The organism is Afipia sp. OHSU_II-C1 (assembly GCF_000497575.1).
Taxonomy (GTDB): Bacteria; Pseudomonadota; Alphaproteobacteria; order Rhizobiales; family Xanthobacteraceae; genus Afipia.
In genome coordinates this window covers 26,943-40,759 of the sequence record NZ_APJI01000007.1, presented here as the reverse complement: position 1 = coordinate 40,759, position 13,817 = coordinate 26,943, and the positions used below count along the sequence as shown (strand labels likewise).

Genomic DNA, 13,817 nt, shown 5'->3' with positions numbered 1-13,817 from the left:
CGGAGTTCGCATATGACGGCCGTCACGCGCGCAGATCGAACGCCGGACGGCTTTTGATCCGAGGTGCAGCATGATGAAATTGGCTTTCCCGATCTTTCTGACGGTCGCAGCCGGCGCGAGTATCGTGATCCAGCAGGTTCTCAACACCAACCTGCGAACGGCGCTGAGCTCCGCGGTATGGTCGGGTTTCACGAGCTATTTTGTCGGGCTCGTTTGCATGGTGGTTCTCGCCATAGCATTACGCGATCCCGTGCCGCAGATCGCGACCATGGCGCGAATTCCCTGGTGGGCCTGGAGCGGCGGTCTGTTCGGCGCGATTTTCATCGGGCTCGCGATCGTGCTGATACCCACTCTGGGAGCTGCGACGTTCATCGCCCTCCTCGTCACCGGACAGATGCTGGCGTCGGTGACGTTCGATCACTTCGGCTGGCTGGGTCTCGCACAGCGTTCAATCGATCTGCCGCGCCTGATCGGCGTCGCGATGCTGATCGGCGGCGTCGTTCTGATCCGGCGATGACGGGCGAGCCAGCGGATAGCAAAATGCCCGGTGCGAACACCGGGCATCGAAATTCTAAAATCCGGGAATCGGCGCTTACGCCGGCGCGTGATCGGGGAACACCGCCTCGATCTTGGTCTTGAGCGTCGCGGCGTTGAACGGCTTGACGATGTAGTTGTTCACGCCGGCCTTCTTGGCTGCGATGACGTTTTCCGTCTTCGATTCAGCCGTGATCATGATGAAAGGCGTGGTGGCGAGATTCGGATCGCCGCGCACTTCCTTGAGCAGGTCGTATCCGGTCATCGGCTCCATGTTCCAGTCGGAGATCACGAGTCCGTACTTCTTGCCGCGCATCTTGCTGAGCGCTGCCGAGCCATCGCTGGCGTCATCGATATTCTCGAAACCGAGTTGCTTGAGCAGATTGCGGATAATGCGGATCATCGTGTTGTAGTCGTCCACAACCAGAACCGGCATCGACAAATCCATGGCCATCGCTGTTTTTCTCCCTCGAACGCAGCAACCGGCGTGCGTTTATCAACATTTTGCGGGCGGCTTCTGCCACCCGCAGTCGGGGCGAACCTAGCACCGGCGGCTTAAACAGCCCGTTAATCGGACCACATCGGGATTATCTTAAGTTGCGCCGTTAAGGCCTGATTCAGCAGCTTGACTCCGATGGCGGGCCGGGGTCAGGTCCGCCCGATTTCTTCAATGTCCTCCTTCCGGTACCCATGACGACAAGCTTTTCCGTCATTCGCGACGCCACTCCAACCAGCGCAATTGTAAAAGGCGCCGTGGTGGCGATGGGCAACTTCGACGGCGTCCATCTCGGCCACCGTGTCGTGATTTCAGCGGCCATCGACATGGCGCGCAAGCTCGGCAAGCCCGCTTATGCGGTGACATTCGAGCCGCACCCGCGCAGCTTTTTCAGCCCCAACACGCCGCAGTTCAGACTGAGCGACGAGGCCGCGAAGCTTCGCCTGCTGGCGGGCACCGGCCTCGACGGCGCCGTGGTAATGACATTCGATGGTGCCCGCGCCGGCACCACCGCACAGGATTTCATTAACCACGATCTCATCGGCCGGCTCGGAATCAGCGGCATCGCCGTCGGCTACGACTTTCATTTCGGCAAGGGACGCGCGGGATCGCCGTCACTGCTTGCCAGCGAGATGCCGAAGCTCGGTGTCGAGGTCCACATCCAGTCGCATGTCGACATTCTGGATCGCCCCGTATCCTCGAGCGCGATCCGCATGGCGCTGGCCGAAGGCCAGGTCACCGAGGCGACCGCGATGCTGGGCGCGCCGTGGTTCATTTCGGGCGAGGTCATTCATGGCGAGAAGCGCGGCCGCGATATGGGCTATCCCACCGCCAACATCCGTCTCGACAAGAACTGCGGCCTCAAGCATGGCATCTATGCCGTGCGGGTCGGGATCGGCGACAAGCGGTTCGATGGTGTGGCCTCGTTCGGCCGCCGCCCGACCTTCGACAACGGCGCGCCGCTGCTGGAAATCTTCCTGTTCGGCTTCAAGGGCGACCTCTACGGCCAGAAGCTTGATGTCGCATTCGTCGGCTTTATCCGCGACGAACTGAAGTTCGACGGCATCGATGCGCTGGTGCGCCAGATGGATGACGACAGCACAAAGGCCCGCGCCATGCTCGCGGCCGCTCCGGATGCGTTTCCAAAGCTCGGAATTGTCACGGATTGAGCCGCCTGCGGGCCTTTCCGATACCGCCCATGCCTGCTATCTAGGCCTGATGTTGGCGCAGCGCACCATAATCGGCATTAGCGGCCCGGCTTCCGTCTGAGCACACACGCTCGGCGCAAGACCGGGATCGATTTTATCGCCGCACATCACGAGCGCCATTCGAGCCAAGCCAGAGCATTCATGTCCGACAAGCCCCAAAAGTCCGTTGCCCCCAAAGCCGACGGCAACGATTACTCCAGCACTCTTTATCTGCCGCAGACGGACTTCCCGATGCGCGCCGGCCTGCCCCAGCAGGAACCCAGGATTCTGGCGCGCTGGAACGAGATCGGCCTTTACGAAAAGCTGCGCGAGGCCGCAAAGGACCGCGCCAAGTTCGTGCTGCATGACGGCCCGCCCTACGCCAACGGCAACATCCATATCGGCCACGCGCTCAACAAGATCCTCAAGGACGTGGTGACCAAGAGCCAGCAGATGCTCGGCTTCGATTCCAACTACGTGCCGGGCTGGGACTGCCACGGCCTGCCGATCGAATGGAAGATCGAGGAAGAGTACCGCTCCAAGGGCAAGAACAAGGACGCGGTGCCGATCGTCGAATTCCGTCAGGAGTGCCGGGCGTTCGCGCAGAAGTGGGTGGACATCCAGCGCGAGGAATTCAAGCGCCTCGGCGTGATCGGCGACTGGTCGCATCCCTACATGACGATGACCTTCCCGGCCGAAGCGCAGATCGCGCGCGAACTGATGAAGTTCGCCGCCAACGGCACGCTGTATCGCGGCTCCAAGCCGGTGATGTGGAGCGTGGTCGAGAAGACCGCGCTGGCGGAAGCCGAAATCGAATACGAGGACTATACCTCGGACGCGGTGTGGGTGAAGTTTCCGGTGTCGTACATTATCGGCGACGGCCCTGCTCTCTCCTCCAGAGAGGCCATCGAAGCAAATGATCTGGCGAAAAAGCGAGCGTCAGTCGTCATCTGGACAACAACCCCGTGGACACTGCCCGGCAACCGCGCAATCAGCTTCTCGTCAAAAATACATTATGGATTGTATCAAGTTACCGAAGCTCCTGAGGGAAATTGGGCCAAAGCAGGCGATCATCTCATCATAGCGGATGATCGTGCTGGCGATGTTATGACTGCGGCCAAAGTTACGAAATGCGAGAGATTAAAACACGTTCCCTCTGCGGTAATCGCGCACTTGGTATGCACTCACCCGTTGAAAGGCCTTGAAGGCGGTTACTTTTTTGATGTTCCTCTCCTTGACGGCGATCACGTCACCGACGACACCGGCACCGGGTTCGTGCACACCGCGCCGAGCCATGGCCGCGAGGACTTCGACGTCTGGACCGCGAACGCCCGCGAGCTCGAAGCGCGCGGCATCAGTCCGGTGATCCCCTACACCGTGGACGCCGACGGTGCGCTGACCGAGCACGCCCCGGGGTTCACCGGCAAGCGCGTGCTCACCGACAAGGGCGAGAAGGGCGACGCCAACGAAGCCGTCATCAAGGCGCTGATCGAGCGCGGCATGCTGCTCGCGCGCGGCCGCCTCAAGCATCAGTATCCTCATTCCTGGCGCTCGAAGAAGCCGGTGATCTATCGCAACACCCCGCAATGGTTCATCGCGATGGACAAGCCGTTTTCTCTTCCCTCCCCGCAAGGGGGAGGGGAAAACGATACGCTGCGCGCTCGCGCGCTGCAGGCGATCAGCGTCACGCGCTGGGTGCCCGAGCAGGGCCAGAACCGCATCACCGGCATGATCGCAGGCCGTCCCGACTGGGTGATCTCGCGCCAGCGCGCGTGGGGCGTGCCCATCGCCGTATTCGTGCGCGAGAAAGGCGACGGCTCCGCTGAAATCCTTCAGGACGAGGCGGTCAACAAGCGCATCGCCGACGCATTCGAAAAGGAAGGCGCCGATGCGTGGTACAAGGACGGCGCGCGCGAGCGCTTCCTCGGCTCGCACGCCAACGAAGAATGGCAGAAGGTCAACGACATCTGCGACGTCTGGTTCGACTCCGGCTCGACCCACGCCTTCGTGCTGGAAGATCCGGTGCATTTCCCCGGCCTTGCGGGCATCAGGCGCAAGGTCGATGGCGGCAACGACACCGTGATGTATCTCGAAGGCAGCGACCAGCATCGCGGCTGGTTTCACTCCTCGCTGCTGGAAAGCTGCGGCACCCGTGGACGCGCGCCCTACGACGTGGTGCTGACCCACGGCTTCACGCTCGACGAGAACGGCCGCAAGATGTCCAAATCGCTCGGCAACACCACCGATCCGGCGAAGGTCATCAAAGATTCCGGCGCGGATATCTTGCGGCTGTGGGTCTGCGCCACCGACTATGCCGACGACCAGCGCATCGGCCCGGAAATCCTCAAGAACACCATCGAGACCTATCGCAAGCTGCGCAACACGGTCCGCTGGATGCTCGGCAGTCTTGCGCATTTCCAGGACAAGGACCGCATCAAGGCCGACGACATGCCGGAACTCGAGCGGCTGATGCTGCACCGGCTGGTGGAGATCGATGCCATCGTACGTCCCGCCTACGCGAACTTCGACTACAAGACCGTGGTCGCGACGCTGGCGAATTTCATGAACACCGAACTGTCGGCGTTCTATTTCGACATCCGCAAGGACACCCTGTACTGCGATCCGCCGTCGTCGGTGGCGCGCAAGTCGGCCCTGACGGTGATCGACTATCTGTTCCGCGCGATCACGACCTGGCTGGCGCCGATCCTCAGCTTCACTGCAGAAGAAGCCTGGATGTCGCGCTACGGCGATGCCGCCGTCTCGGTGCATCTCGAGCTGTTCCAGAAGACGCTGCCCGCATGGCACAACGAGGCCCTCGCGAAGAAGTGGGAAACCATCCGCGAGGTGCGCCGTGTCGTCACCGGCGCACTGGAGGTCGAGCGCGCCGCCAAGCGCATCGGTTCGTCGCTGGAAGCCTCGCCACTGGTCTACGTGACCGACAAGGCGGTGTTCGCCACGCTGTTCGATGTCGATCTTGCGGAAGTCTGCATCACATCGAATGCGATGGTCACGAACGAGGATGCTCCGGCGGGCGCGTTCACGCTCGGCGATGTGCCGGGCGTTGCCGTCGTGGTCGAGAAGGCTGTGGGCACCAAGTGCGCGCGGTCGTGGAAGATTCTTCCCACCGTCGGGAGCGATCCTGACTATCCGGATGTCTCGCCGCGCGACGCTCAGGCGCTGCGGGAGTGGAAGGCGCTGGGAGTCGGTGTGTGAGCCCTCTCCTCCGCTCCGGTGTGATCGCCGCTGTCACAGCCCTGGTGCTCGATCAGGCGTCGAAGCTCTGGCTGCTGAACGTGTTCGAACTCGGCCCGCGGGGCACGGTCGCCGTGACGCCGTTCTTCGATCTGGTGCTCGCCTGGAATACCGGCATCAGCTACGGCTGGTTCCAGGATTCGGGTCCGGTAGGTCAGGCCATCCTGCTGGCGATCAAGGCCGCGGCGGTGATCGTGCTGGCGGTCTGGATGGCCAAATCCGGCACCCGTCTCGCCGTCATCGGCCTCGGGCTCATCATCGGCGGCGCCATCGGCAACGCCATCGACCGGCTGGCCTATGGCGCGGTGGTCGATTTCGCGCTGTTTCACGTCCAGATCGGCGGAAAAACCTACAACTGGTACGTGTTTAACCTTGCGGACGTGGCCATCGTTGCCGGGGTTGCCGCCCTCCTGTATGACTCCTTTGTAACCCCGAGCGCCGCAAAAAGGCCCTGATAACCGGGGATACGCGTGAGTTATCCGCCGGTTGGCTCGCCATCCGGCCCTTGGCAATCTGGCCTGCGGCGACATGCCCCCGGGGACATGCCCGCGCCCTTTGATAGTGGATCAGGATGAACGCAATGACGGGCGCCATCGGTTCAGGTTTGCATCCCTCCTCGCGCCGCGCGACGCGCGTGCTGCGGCTCGCCGCCCTCCTGCTGGGCGTTGGTCTGGTGCTCGGGACCGGGCCGGTTCACGCGCAGGATCCGGATAGCGACGAGAACAAGACGTTTGAAGAAAAGCTGATGGACAACCTGATGAGCGGCCTCGGCGGCAAGAAGCTCGAGGACGGCTCCATCGAATACCGCGAGCGCTCGCCGCTGGTGGTTCCCTCCAAGATCGATCTTCCCCCGCCGCAGAGCGGCAAGCCGAAGTACGCGCCGAACTGGCCGAAGGACCCGGACGTGGCCGAACGCGCGGCCGCGCGCGAGCGGGCCAAGCAGAAGGCGATGAGCCCGGAAGAAGCGCGCATGCCGCTGATGCCGAGCGAACTCAACAAGCGCGCTCCGCGCAGCAAGACGGCGGAAAGCAACGCGCCGGGCAACAACAATTCCAACTCGCCGCTGATGATGCTGCCGTCGGAACTCGGCTATACCGGCGGACTGTTCTCAAATCCGTTCAGCAGCAACACGAAGACCGAAACCGAGAAATTTACCTCCGAGCCCGAGCGCACCGAGCTGACGCAGCCTCCGACCGGCTACCAGACACCGTCGTCGAACTACGCCTACGGCGTCGGCCAGTTGAAGCCGCCGCGGGAAAAGTGCGACGCCGCCAGCGGCCGGTGCGAAAAGACCTGGGATTGATTTGTTTGCTGGCCGCAGCGTCTCGCTGACACCTGCGGCCCCATGATTGCGATCGCCATGTTTTTTCGAGGTGCGATCGTTTCAGGTCCCGCAGTGTCGCCTCTCGCGGATTTGAATGTTTTCCGGGCGATAAATCTGCGATCCGGTAGAGCATCATGATGATTTCCCGCCACCTCACCGCCATGGCCTTCGCGACGGCTTTTGTGACGCTCGGCCTCGCGCCGGCCTCCATTCAACCCGCCACGGCGCAGACCGCGCCGCAACGGCCAACGACCTTCACGCTCTCGAACGGCCTCAATGTCATCGTCATTCCGGACCGCCGCACGCCGGTGGTCACGCAGATGATCTGGTACAAGGTCGGCTCCGCCGATGAGACGCCGGGGAAATCCGGCCTCGCGCATTTCCTCGAGCATCTGATGTTCAAGGGCACCAGGGCGCATCCGGCCGGCGAGTTCTCCCAGCTGGTGGCGCGCATCGGCGGCAACGAGAACGCCTTCACCTCCTACGACTACACCGCCTATTACCAGCGCGTGTCGCGCGACAAGCTCGCGACCATGCTGGAGTTCGAGGCCGACCGCATGACCGGCCTCATTCTCAAGGACGAGAATGTGCTGCCGGAGCGCGACGTGGTGCTCGAGGAGTACAACATGCGCGTCGGCAACAGCCCGGACGCGCGGCTGACCGAACAGATCATGGCGGCGCTGTATCTCAACCATCCCTATGGCCGCCCGGTGATCGGCTGGCATCAGGAGATCGAGAAGCTGAACCGTGAGGACGCGCTCGCCTTCTACAAACGGTTTTACGCACCCAACAATGCCACCCTCGTGATCGCGGGCGACGTCAGCGCCGAGGAAGTACGCCCGATGATCGAGGCGGCCTATGGCAAGATTCCGCCGCAGCCTGCGATCCCGGCACAGCGGATCAGGCCGCAGGAGCCCGAGCCCGCCGGGCCGCGCACGGTGACGCTGGCCGATCCGCGTGTCGAACAACCCAGCCTGCGCCGCTATTATCTCGTTCCGTCCTCGGTCACGGCGGCGCCGGAGAAAAGCTCCGCGCTCGAAGTGCTGGCGCAATTGATGGGCACCGGCAGCAACTCGCTGCTCTACCGCGCGCTCGTGGTGGACAAGCCGCTCGCGGTGAGTGCCGGCGCCTGGTACCAGGGGACGGGAGTGGATCCCACCCAGTTCGGGATTTCGGCCTCGCCGAAACCCGGCGTGGAATTCCCGCAGGTGGAACAGGCCATCGATGAGGTGATCGCAAAGCTTGCGACCGATCCGGTACCGGCTGAAGAACTCGAACGCATCAAGACACAGATGATCGCCCAGGCGGTCTACGCGCAGGACAGCCAGACCACGCTGGCACGCTGGTACGGCGCCGCGGTCACTGTCGGCCTCAGTGTCGACGACGTCAGGGCATGGCCTGATCGCATCAAGGCCGTCACCGCCGAACAGGTGCGTGACGCCGCGCGAACCTGGCTTGAGAAAAAACGCTCCGTGACCGGCTATCTCATCAAGGACACCGCCGCGACGACCGCGAAGCGCGAGGAGAAACGCTCGTGATTGTCACCCGCCGTCATCTGCCGCGTCTCGCGGCTGCCGCTTTCATCGCCGCGTCCTCGTTTGCCGCATTCGTGACGCCGGCATCCGCCGCTGCAAAAGTTCAGCGCGTGGTGTCGCCCGGCGGTATCGAAGCCTGGTTCGTTCAGGACGCCACTGTGCCGCTGGTCGCGCTGGAATACGCCTTCGCCGGCGGCTCGTCGCAGGACCCCGCCGACAAACCCGGCATCGGCTCCTTCACCGCCAACATGCTCGATGAAGGCGCTGCCGATCTGGATTCGAAGACATTCCACGAGCGCCTCGAACGGCGCGCCATCGAGATGAGCTTTTCGGTGACCCGTGATTATCTGCGCGGCTCGATGCGGATGCTGAAGGAAAACAGCGACGAAGCCTTCGGCCTGCTCAAGCTGGCGCTGACCTCCGCACGTTTCGACAGCGAGCCGCTGGAGCGCGTCCGTGCGCAGATGCTGTCCAGTGCACGCCGCGAGACCACCAATCCGGTGTCGATCGCAGGCCGCAAGTTCTGGGAACAGGCCTACGGCACGCATCCCTATGCACGCCCGCCGAACGGCACCATCGAAAGCCTTCCCGCGATCCAGTCCGCAGACCTGAAGGATTACGCGCAGCGGGTGATCGCGAAGGATTCGCTGAAGATTGCCGTTGTCGGCGACCTCACGCCGGAAGCGCTCGGCAAACTGCTCGACGACACGTTCGGCTCATTGCCCGCCAGGGGCAATCTGATGCCGGTCCCGGAAGTCGCGGCCGTCAAGCCGCCGCAGCATACATCCGCCATTGTGGACGTGCCGCAGACCTCGGTGAATTTCGGCGGCCCCGGCATCGCCCGCAACGATCCCGATTTCATGGCCGCCTACATCGTCAATCACATTCTCGGCGGCGGCACGCTCTCGACACGGCTCTACAAGGAAGTCCGTGAGAAACGGGGGCTGGTCTATTCGGTGTCGGAATCCCTGATCTGGATGAAAAAGTCGTCGCTGTTTGCAGGCTCCACCGCCACCCGCGCCGACAAGGCGAAGGAGACGCTGGACACCATCACCGCCGAAATCGCGCGCATGGGCAACGAAGGCCCGACCCAGCAGGAACTGGACGAAGCCAAATCCTTCCTCAAGGGCTCGCAGATGCTGGCGCTCGACACCTCGTCGAAATTCGCCACCGCGCTGCTGCAATACCAGCTCGACGATCTCGGCATCGACTACATCGAGAAGCGGAACGCGCTCGTCGATGCGGTGACGCTGGAGGACACCAAACGTGTCGCAAAACGCATCTGGGGCCAGGGGCTCCTGAGCGTCAGCGTCGGCCGCGCGGCGCAGGCGGCGGCGCCTCCGCCCGCGACCAGTGTCGCTCCGAAAGCGAACTAGGTATGCGCACAAATCGGTTTCATCAGAAACCTCCGGCGACGTTCGCCATCAGGGTTGTACAGATTCAAACCTGACATTGCCTTATGCCTGCCGGCAGCGGCCCACGTCGGCGAGAATTGCTGTCTGGCCGAGCGGGCTGTGGCTACTTCGCCAGCATTTCGCGCATCCTGAATAGTTCCCGCTCAAGCAGGTCGTTCACCATGAGCAACGCCTTGAGGGCACCTCGTAAATCGCCACCACACGCGGCAATCGCATCATCGACCGCGATCTCAAATGCATCTGACTCTGGCGGCAAAAAGTGGATGTTCATCGATCATCTCCTCGTTACCTGTGAAGGAAGCGCCAGAACCCGACGGTATTGGGGTGGATACAACCCAGCTGAGCGTTTTCAACGAAGTCCACATCCGGACAGCAATTTTGGTTGAGGGGCCATCAAAGCGCCCAAGTTTGTGCCGGGGCGCGCAGCCCTCCAGCCGATCGGATCGCATCAGAACCGCGCGACGGGTTTGATGTGCGCCGATCCGCGCCTAGTGCTGGCCAACAAGATTGAGCGCGAGCGCGAGGGCACCCACCAGAATGAGACTCGTGGCCCATACGGCATCGAGATTGAACCAGCTCCGCGACACGAATTTCAGTCCCAGATACCGGTAGACAAGCCACGCCGATAATCCGCCTGCGGCAATCATCGCCGCAGAGTGGACGACGGCGACCAGCACCGCGGTGCCAAGGTTGGTGCTGACAAGCGCGCTGGCCGCCGCATGGCCGCTCTCGATCTCCGCGCTGCTGCAAAGCCCGAGATAGATCGGCACCAGCATCAACCCTGCGCCATGCGCAATCGCAACGACGAAGGACCACAGCCCGAGTTGCGTCGGCCGTATCCGCGCCAGTGCCCGGGGATGACGCCGGTTGATCAGGCGGAAAATGCCGAACCCGATCACCAGAAGACTTGCGCCGATCTGGATCTGCCGTTGCCACTCGACCAGCGCGGAGAGCACCGCAAAGGGAAGCATGATCAGAAGCACTGCCAGCAGATGACCGATCGAGAGCGGCCACAGCGCCGCGGCCAGTGCGCGCGGGCTTTTGTCCATGAGCCCAGCCGAGACGGCCAGCGGCCACCCCATGCCGGGACTCACCCCGTGATAGATGCCGCTCACCACAACAGCGAGCCAAAGTCCCGCAGGCGTCCAGTCCGCAACGCTCAAAGCTAGTGTCCTGAATCCGAAGTTCGCATCATTTCGCAGCACCTCCCATAGCGAACTTCGAATTCAAAAGGACACTAGCAACCTATAATTTTAGTGTGGCTTTGGTTCGCAAGTCCGCAAATGGAAGTGCCGAGAAAATGTTGCGGACTTGCGAACCGCCACACTAAACCGACGGATAGCAGAATGAATCCGTCGAGCAGTCGCCGCCATCGAGTCTGATCTGATGCGCGCGGTAGCCGTCGGGGAAACTCAGCCAGTAGTCCTTTGCGAGTTCGAGACCGCCGCCCGGCTTCACATTCGCCATCACCTCAGCGCCGGGGATTCCGTCGGGATAGAACTGGTCATCCCATGTCGAATAGAGCGAGTTGGTCCAGTACACGCGCTTGCCGTCCCGGCTGATCTCGACCATCTGCGGCCCGCCCGCATACGCCTTGCCGTTCGGATGCGGCGTGCGGCGCGCGATGCCGCCGATATGCACGGAGCCCGCAAGCTTCGGCTTTCGCGGGTCGCTGACGTCGTACTGACGCTACTCGCCCGTGCCCCAGCAGGACACATAGAGAAACCGGTCGTCCAGGGAGAGATCGATGTCCGAGACCAGTGGCGGCACGGCGCCGAAGCCCTGCAGCAGCGGTGGAAGCTTTTCCTTGGGCGCCGGTTCAGCCGGAATCGTCGCCGTCTTCTCGATGTGAAACTTTCCGCCTTCGCGCCACCAGGTCCAGATCGAGCCCTCGAGATTGGTGGTATCGACCACGACACCGAGGAAGCCATACTCGCGAACAGGATCATGCGCGGGTCGGACTTCAAGGGCCATCTGATGGTTGGCGCCAAGATCGATGGTCTGCACGTTGCGCCGGGCGCGCAGATCCCAGAAGTGGATTCGATGACCATACTTGTTGGACAGCAGGTCCTCGGCCACGATTCCATTCTCGAACTGCGGCGGCAGCCCCCACTCGCTGGTCACCATGTAGTCGCGCGGCAGGTTCCACCAGAAATCATAGTGCAACGTCTGAGGGCCGCGATCGATCTCCCAGCGCCCGAGAACGTCGAAGGTCTCGCAGTCCATGATGAACACGCCGGGCGGCCCGTCGGTGCCGTTCTTGCCGCCCCCGCCGAGCGTGCTGACGTAGATGCCTTCCGGCCCGCAGTGAACGGTGTGAGGCCGTGAGTAACCGGTTTTTTTGAAAATCTCTTCGGGCTCGATGATCTTGTGAATCTTCGCCTTGGTCGGATCAGGTTTCGTATCGACGATGTAGATGCGCGAGGATCGGATTCCGGGGATGATCAGATAGCGCCGCTCGACGAACGCATGACCCGTGAGCGGCGATAAAGCGGACGAGCAGGCGTTCCAGCCGAAATGATGAAACTCGTCACCCTTGTTCGGCATCGTCACCGTATGGACGACCTGACTGTAACTGGGCGAGCCCGGCTTCACGCCGATCACCGCGAGCGCATCGGGCTTCGAGAAGTCAGGGCTGAGCAGCAGCGTATAAGCGAAGTTTTCAGGGGGAGCCTCCATCGCAAGCTTCGGTGATGCGTGGAAGGTCGGATCTGGCCTCATTGTCATCGCACTACCTCCCTGTGTCGACCCGCAATGCAACACGACACGCGGAAACGAGTTTGCAGAAAGTGCAGAAGCAGAAAGAGAATGGCCTATCGAGCGCGGGCGGCGGCAGCCCGCAGGCGGCCACCATAGCACCGCCTCAGCGCCGCCGGAAAAAAGATCGCGGCAAGGAGGGAGCGGTTCCCTCGTGGTCCGCCTTACTTGAACAGCGGTGTGCCGGGAACGAAAGCATCGAACGCGGCCCAGAACTGCTGCCGGTAGCGATCCTGTTCCTGCAGGATTTCGTGCTTGGAGCCTGCGATCACCAGATGCGATCCGGCGCGCAGGTGATAGGCGAACTCCTCGATGGCGGCGGTCGAGACGATGGTGTCGCTGCTCGCGGCCATCATCAGGATCGGCAGCCTGATCTGCGACGGATAACTCGCCTCGCGGAATTCGACGATCGCACGGAACGCACTGTCGGCCCAGGCCACCGTCGGCGATGCAATGCCGAGGGTCGGATCTTCCTCGTAGATCGCGGCGTTGCGCGCATAGCGCACCGGGTCCGATGTCAGCGGATTGTTGACGAAGCTGTTGGTGCCGGTGAGTTCGCCGGTGCCGCCGGGCACGTAGCGGCCGCCCATCCCGAGCCAGCGCAGCGTGCGCACAAACATCCGCGTCGGAAGCTTGGTGGCATAGCCCGGCAAATCGATCATCGGCGCGGACAGCACGATGCGGTCGAACCAGCGCTTGCCGGCATGTGCCACCCGCAGCAGCACAGCGCCGCCCATCGAATGGGCAAGCGCATAGTAAGGCGGCGGACAGTCCGGCAGCATCACCTGCTTTACGAAGGTTTCGACATCGACCTCGAAATCGGAAAACCTGTGGACGTAGCCCTTGCGGGGATCGCGCAACTGCCGCGACGAATGTCCCTGCCCGCGCCAGTCGATCATCGCCACCGCGAAGCCGCGCTCGCGAAGTTCGCGCACGGTCTCGAAGTATTTCTCGATGCTCTCGGCCCGCCCGGTGAAGACGCAGACAGTGCCCTTGCGGCCCGCCGGCGGCTGCCAGCGCGCGAAGCGCAATTCGGCGCCGTCGGGCGTCTTGATCGTGCCTGAGACAACATTGTCGGGAACAGGATTGGCGGGGATGGAAACAAGCGTCATGCGGGGCCGATCAGGCGAAAGGAATCATGAAATTCGGAAAAAGATATTGCGGGCAAAAAGAGGGGCCGGGAACCCTCTTGAACCCCGCAAGGCCCCTCCCATATCAGTTTCGTGCAGGCCAGTTAAGGCTGCACGCAGAACGAAAACCCGGCCCAATGGCGGGTTGTCTGCTCTTTGAAAAAGAGTGGCGCGTTGTGCAAGCGAG

General features: G+C 62.5%; 11 protein-coding genes and 1 pseudogene. 7 read left to right on the top strand and 5 right to left on the bottom strand.

What is annotated here, in order from left to right; translation table 11 throughout:
* The first annotated feature begins 70 nt into the window (after positions 1 to 70).
* Entirely contained in the window at positions 71 to 517 is a 447-nt protein-coding gene (locus tag I554_RS0108360; protein ID WP_024577699.1) for a DMT family transporter, read from the top strand.
* 75 nt (positions 518 to 592) lie between these two features.
* Here I554_RS0108360 and I554_RS0108355 read toward each other — a convergent pair whose 3' ends face one another.
* A complete protein-coding gene (locus tag I554_RS0108355) occupies positions 593 to 988 on the bottom strand; it encodes a response regulator (RefSeq protein WP_006022043.1) in 396 nt (131 codons plus the stop codon).
* Positions 989 to 1,224: 236 nt separating this feature from the next.
* Here I554_RS0108355 and I554_RS0108350 point away from each other — a divergent pair, with 236 nt between their 5' ends.
* The 6 genes from I554_RS0108350 (at position 1,225) to I554_RS0108325 (ending at position 9,704) form a co-directional block, all read left to right on the top strand.
* Positions 1,225 to 2,199, top strand: coding sequence for a bifunctional riboflavin kinase/FAD synthetase (locus I554_RS0108350; RefSeq protein WP_024577698.1), 975 nt, complete (start codon positions 1,225 to 1,227; stop codon positions 2,197 to 2,199).
* A gap of 180 nt (positions 2,200 to 2,379) precedes the next feature.
* Positions 2,380 to 5,430 (top strand): isoleucine--tRNA ligase, encoded by a 3,051-nt coding sequence (gene ileS / locus I554_RS0108345; RefSeq protein ID WP_024577697.1) that lies wholly within the window; start codon positions 2,380 to 2,382, stop codon positions 5,428 to 5,430.
* Positions 5,427 to 5,924, top strand: coding sequence for a signal peptidase II (gene lspA / locus I554_RS0108340; RefSeq protein WP_024577696.1), 498 nt, complete (start codon positions 5,427 to 5,429; stop codon positions 5,922 to 5,924). The genes ileS and lspA overlap by 4 nt, the downstream gene beginning before the upstream one ends.
* A 125-nt stretch (positions 5,925 to 6,049) precedes the next feature.
* Complete coding sequence (locus tag I554_RS0108335; protein ID WP_024577695.1) at positions 6,050 to 6,772, top strand: hypothetical protein; 723 nt, start codon at positions 6,050 to 6,052, stop codon at positions 6,770 to 6,772.
* Between the two features lie 158 nt (positions 6,773 to 6,930).
* The gene (locus I554_RS0108330) at positions 6,931 to 8,331 is read left to right on the top strand and encodes a pitrilysin family protein (RefSeq protein WP_034462195.1); all 1,401 of its coding nucleotides are present in this window, start codon (positions 6,931 to 6,933) and stop codon (positions 8,329 to 8,331) included.
* The gene (locus tag I554_RS0108325; RefSeq protein ID WP_024577693.1) at positions 8,328 to 9,704 is read left to right on the top strand and encodes a pitrilysin family protein; all 1,377 of its coding nucleotides are present in this window, start codon (positions 8,328 to 8,330) and stop codon (positions 9,702 to 9,704) included. Before I554_RS0108330 ends, I554_RS0108325 begins: the two co-directional genes overlap by 4 nt.
* Positions 9,705 to 9,846: 142 nt before the next feature.
* On the opposite strand, the gene I554_RS27225 is transcribed toward I554_RS0108325, so the two are convergent.
* The 4 genes and pseudogenes from I554_RS27225 to I554_RS0108305 all read right to left on the bottom strand — a co-directional run bounded on the left by I554_RS27225 (position 9,847) and on the right by I554_RS0108305 (position 13,612).
* Complete coding sequence (locus I554_RS27225) at positions 9,847 to 10,014, bottom strand: hypothetical protein (protein ID WP_192817780.1); 168 nt, start codon at positions 10,012 to 10,014, stop codon at positions 9,847 to 9,849.
* Positions 10,015 to 10,231: 217 nt separating this feature from the next.
* Positions 10,232 to 10,906 (bottom strand): hypothetical protein, encoded by a 675-nt coding sequence (locus I554_RS0108315; RefSeq protein WP_029659780.1) that lies wholly within the window; start codon positions 10,904 to 10,906, stop codon positions 10,232 to 10,234.
* A gap of 163 nt (positions 10,907 to 11,069) precedes the next feature.
* A pseudogene (locus I554_RS25490) lies at positions 11,070 to 12,470 on the bottom strand (selenium-binding protein SBP56-related protein).
* A gap of 194 nt (positions 12,471 to 12,664) precedes the next feature.
* Positions 12,665 to 13,612, bottom strand: a complete 948-nt coding sequence (locus tag I554_RS0108305) for an alpha/beta hydrolase (protein WP_024577691.1) — start codon at positions 13,610 to 13,612, stop codon at positions 12,665 to 12,667.
* Positions 13,613 to 13,817: the final 205 nt, after the last annotated feature.

Coding starts and splice junctions, on each gene's coding strand:
- I554_RS0108360 (WP_024577699.1), top strand. CDS start 71: ATGATGAAATTGGCTTTCCCGATCTTTCTGACGGTCGCAGCCGGCGCG.
- I554_RS0108355 (WP_006022043.1), bottom strand. CDS start 988: ATGGCCATGGATTTGTCGATGCCGGTTCTGGTTGTGGACGACTACAAC.
- I554_RS0108350 (WP_024577698.1), top strand. CDS start 1,225: ATGACGACAAGCTTTTCCGTCATTCGCGACGCCACTCCAACCAGCGCA.
- ileS (WP_024577697.1), top strand. CDS start 2,380: ATGTCCGACAAGCCCCAAAAGTCCGTTGCCCCCAAAGCCGACGGCAAC.
- I554_RS0108335 (WP_024577695.1), top strand. CDS start 6,050: ATGACGGGCGCCATCGGTTCAGGTTTGCATCCCTCCTCGCGCCGCGCG.
- I554_RS0108330 (WP_034462195.1), top strand. CDS start 6,931: ATGATTTCCCGCCACCTCACCGCCATGGCCTTCGCGACGGCTTTTGTG.
- I554_RS27225 (WP_192817780.1), bottom strand. CDS start 10,014: ATGAACATCCACTTTTTGCCGCCAGAGTCAGATGCATTTGAGATCGCG.
- I554_RS0108305 (WP_024577691.1), bottom strand. CDS start 13,612: ATGACGCTTGTTTCCATCCCCGCCAATCCTGTTCCCGACAATGTTGTC.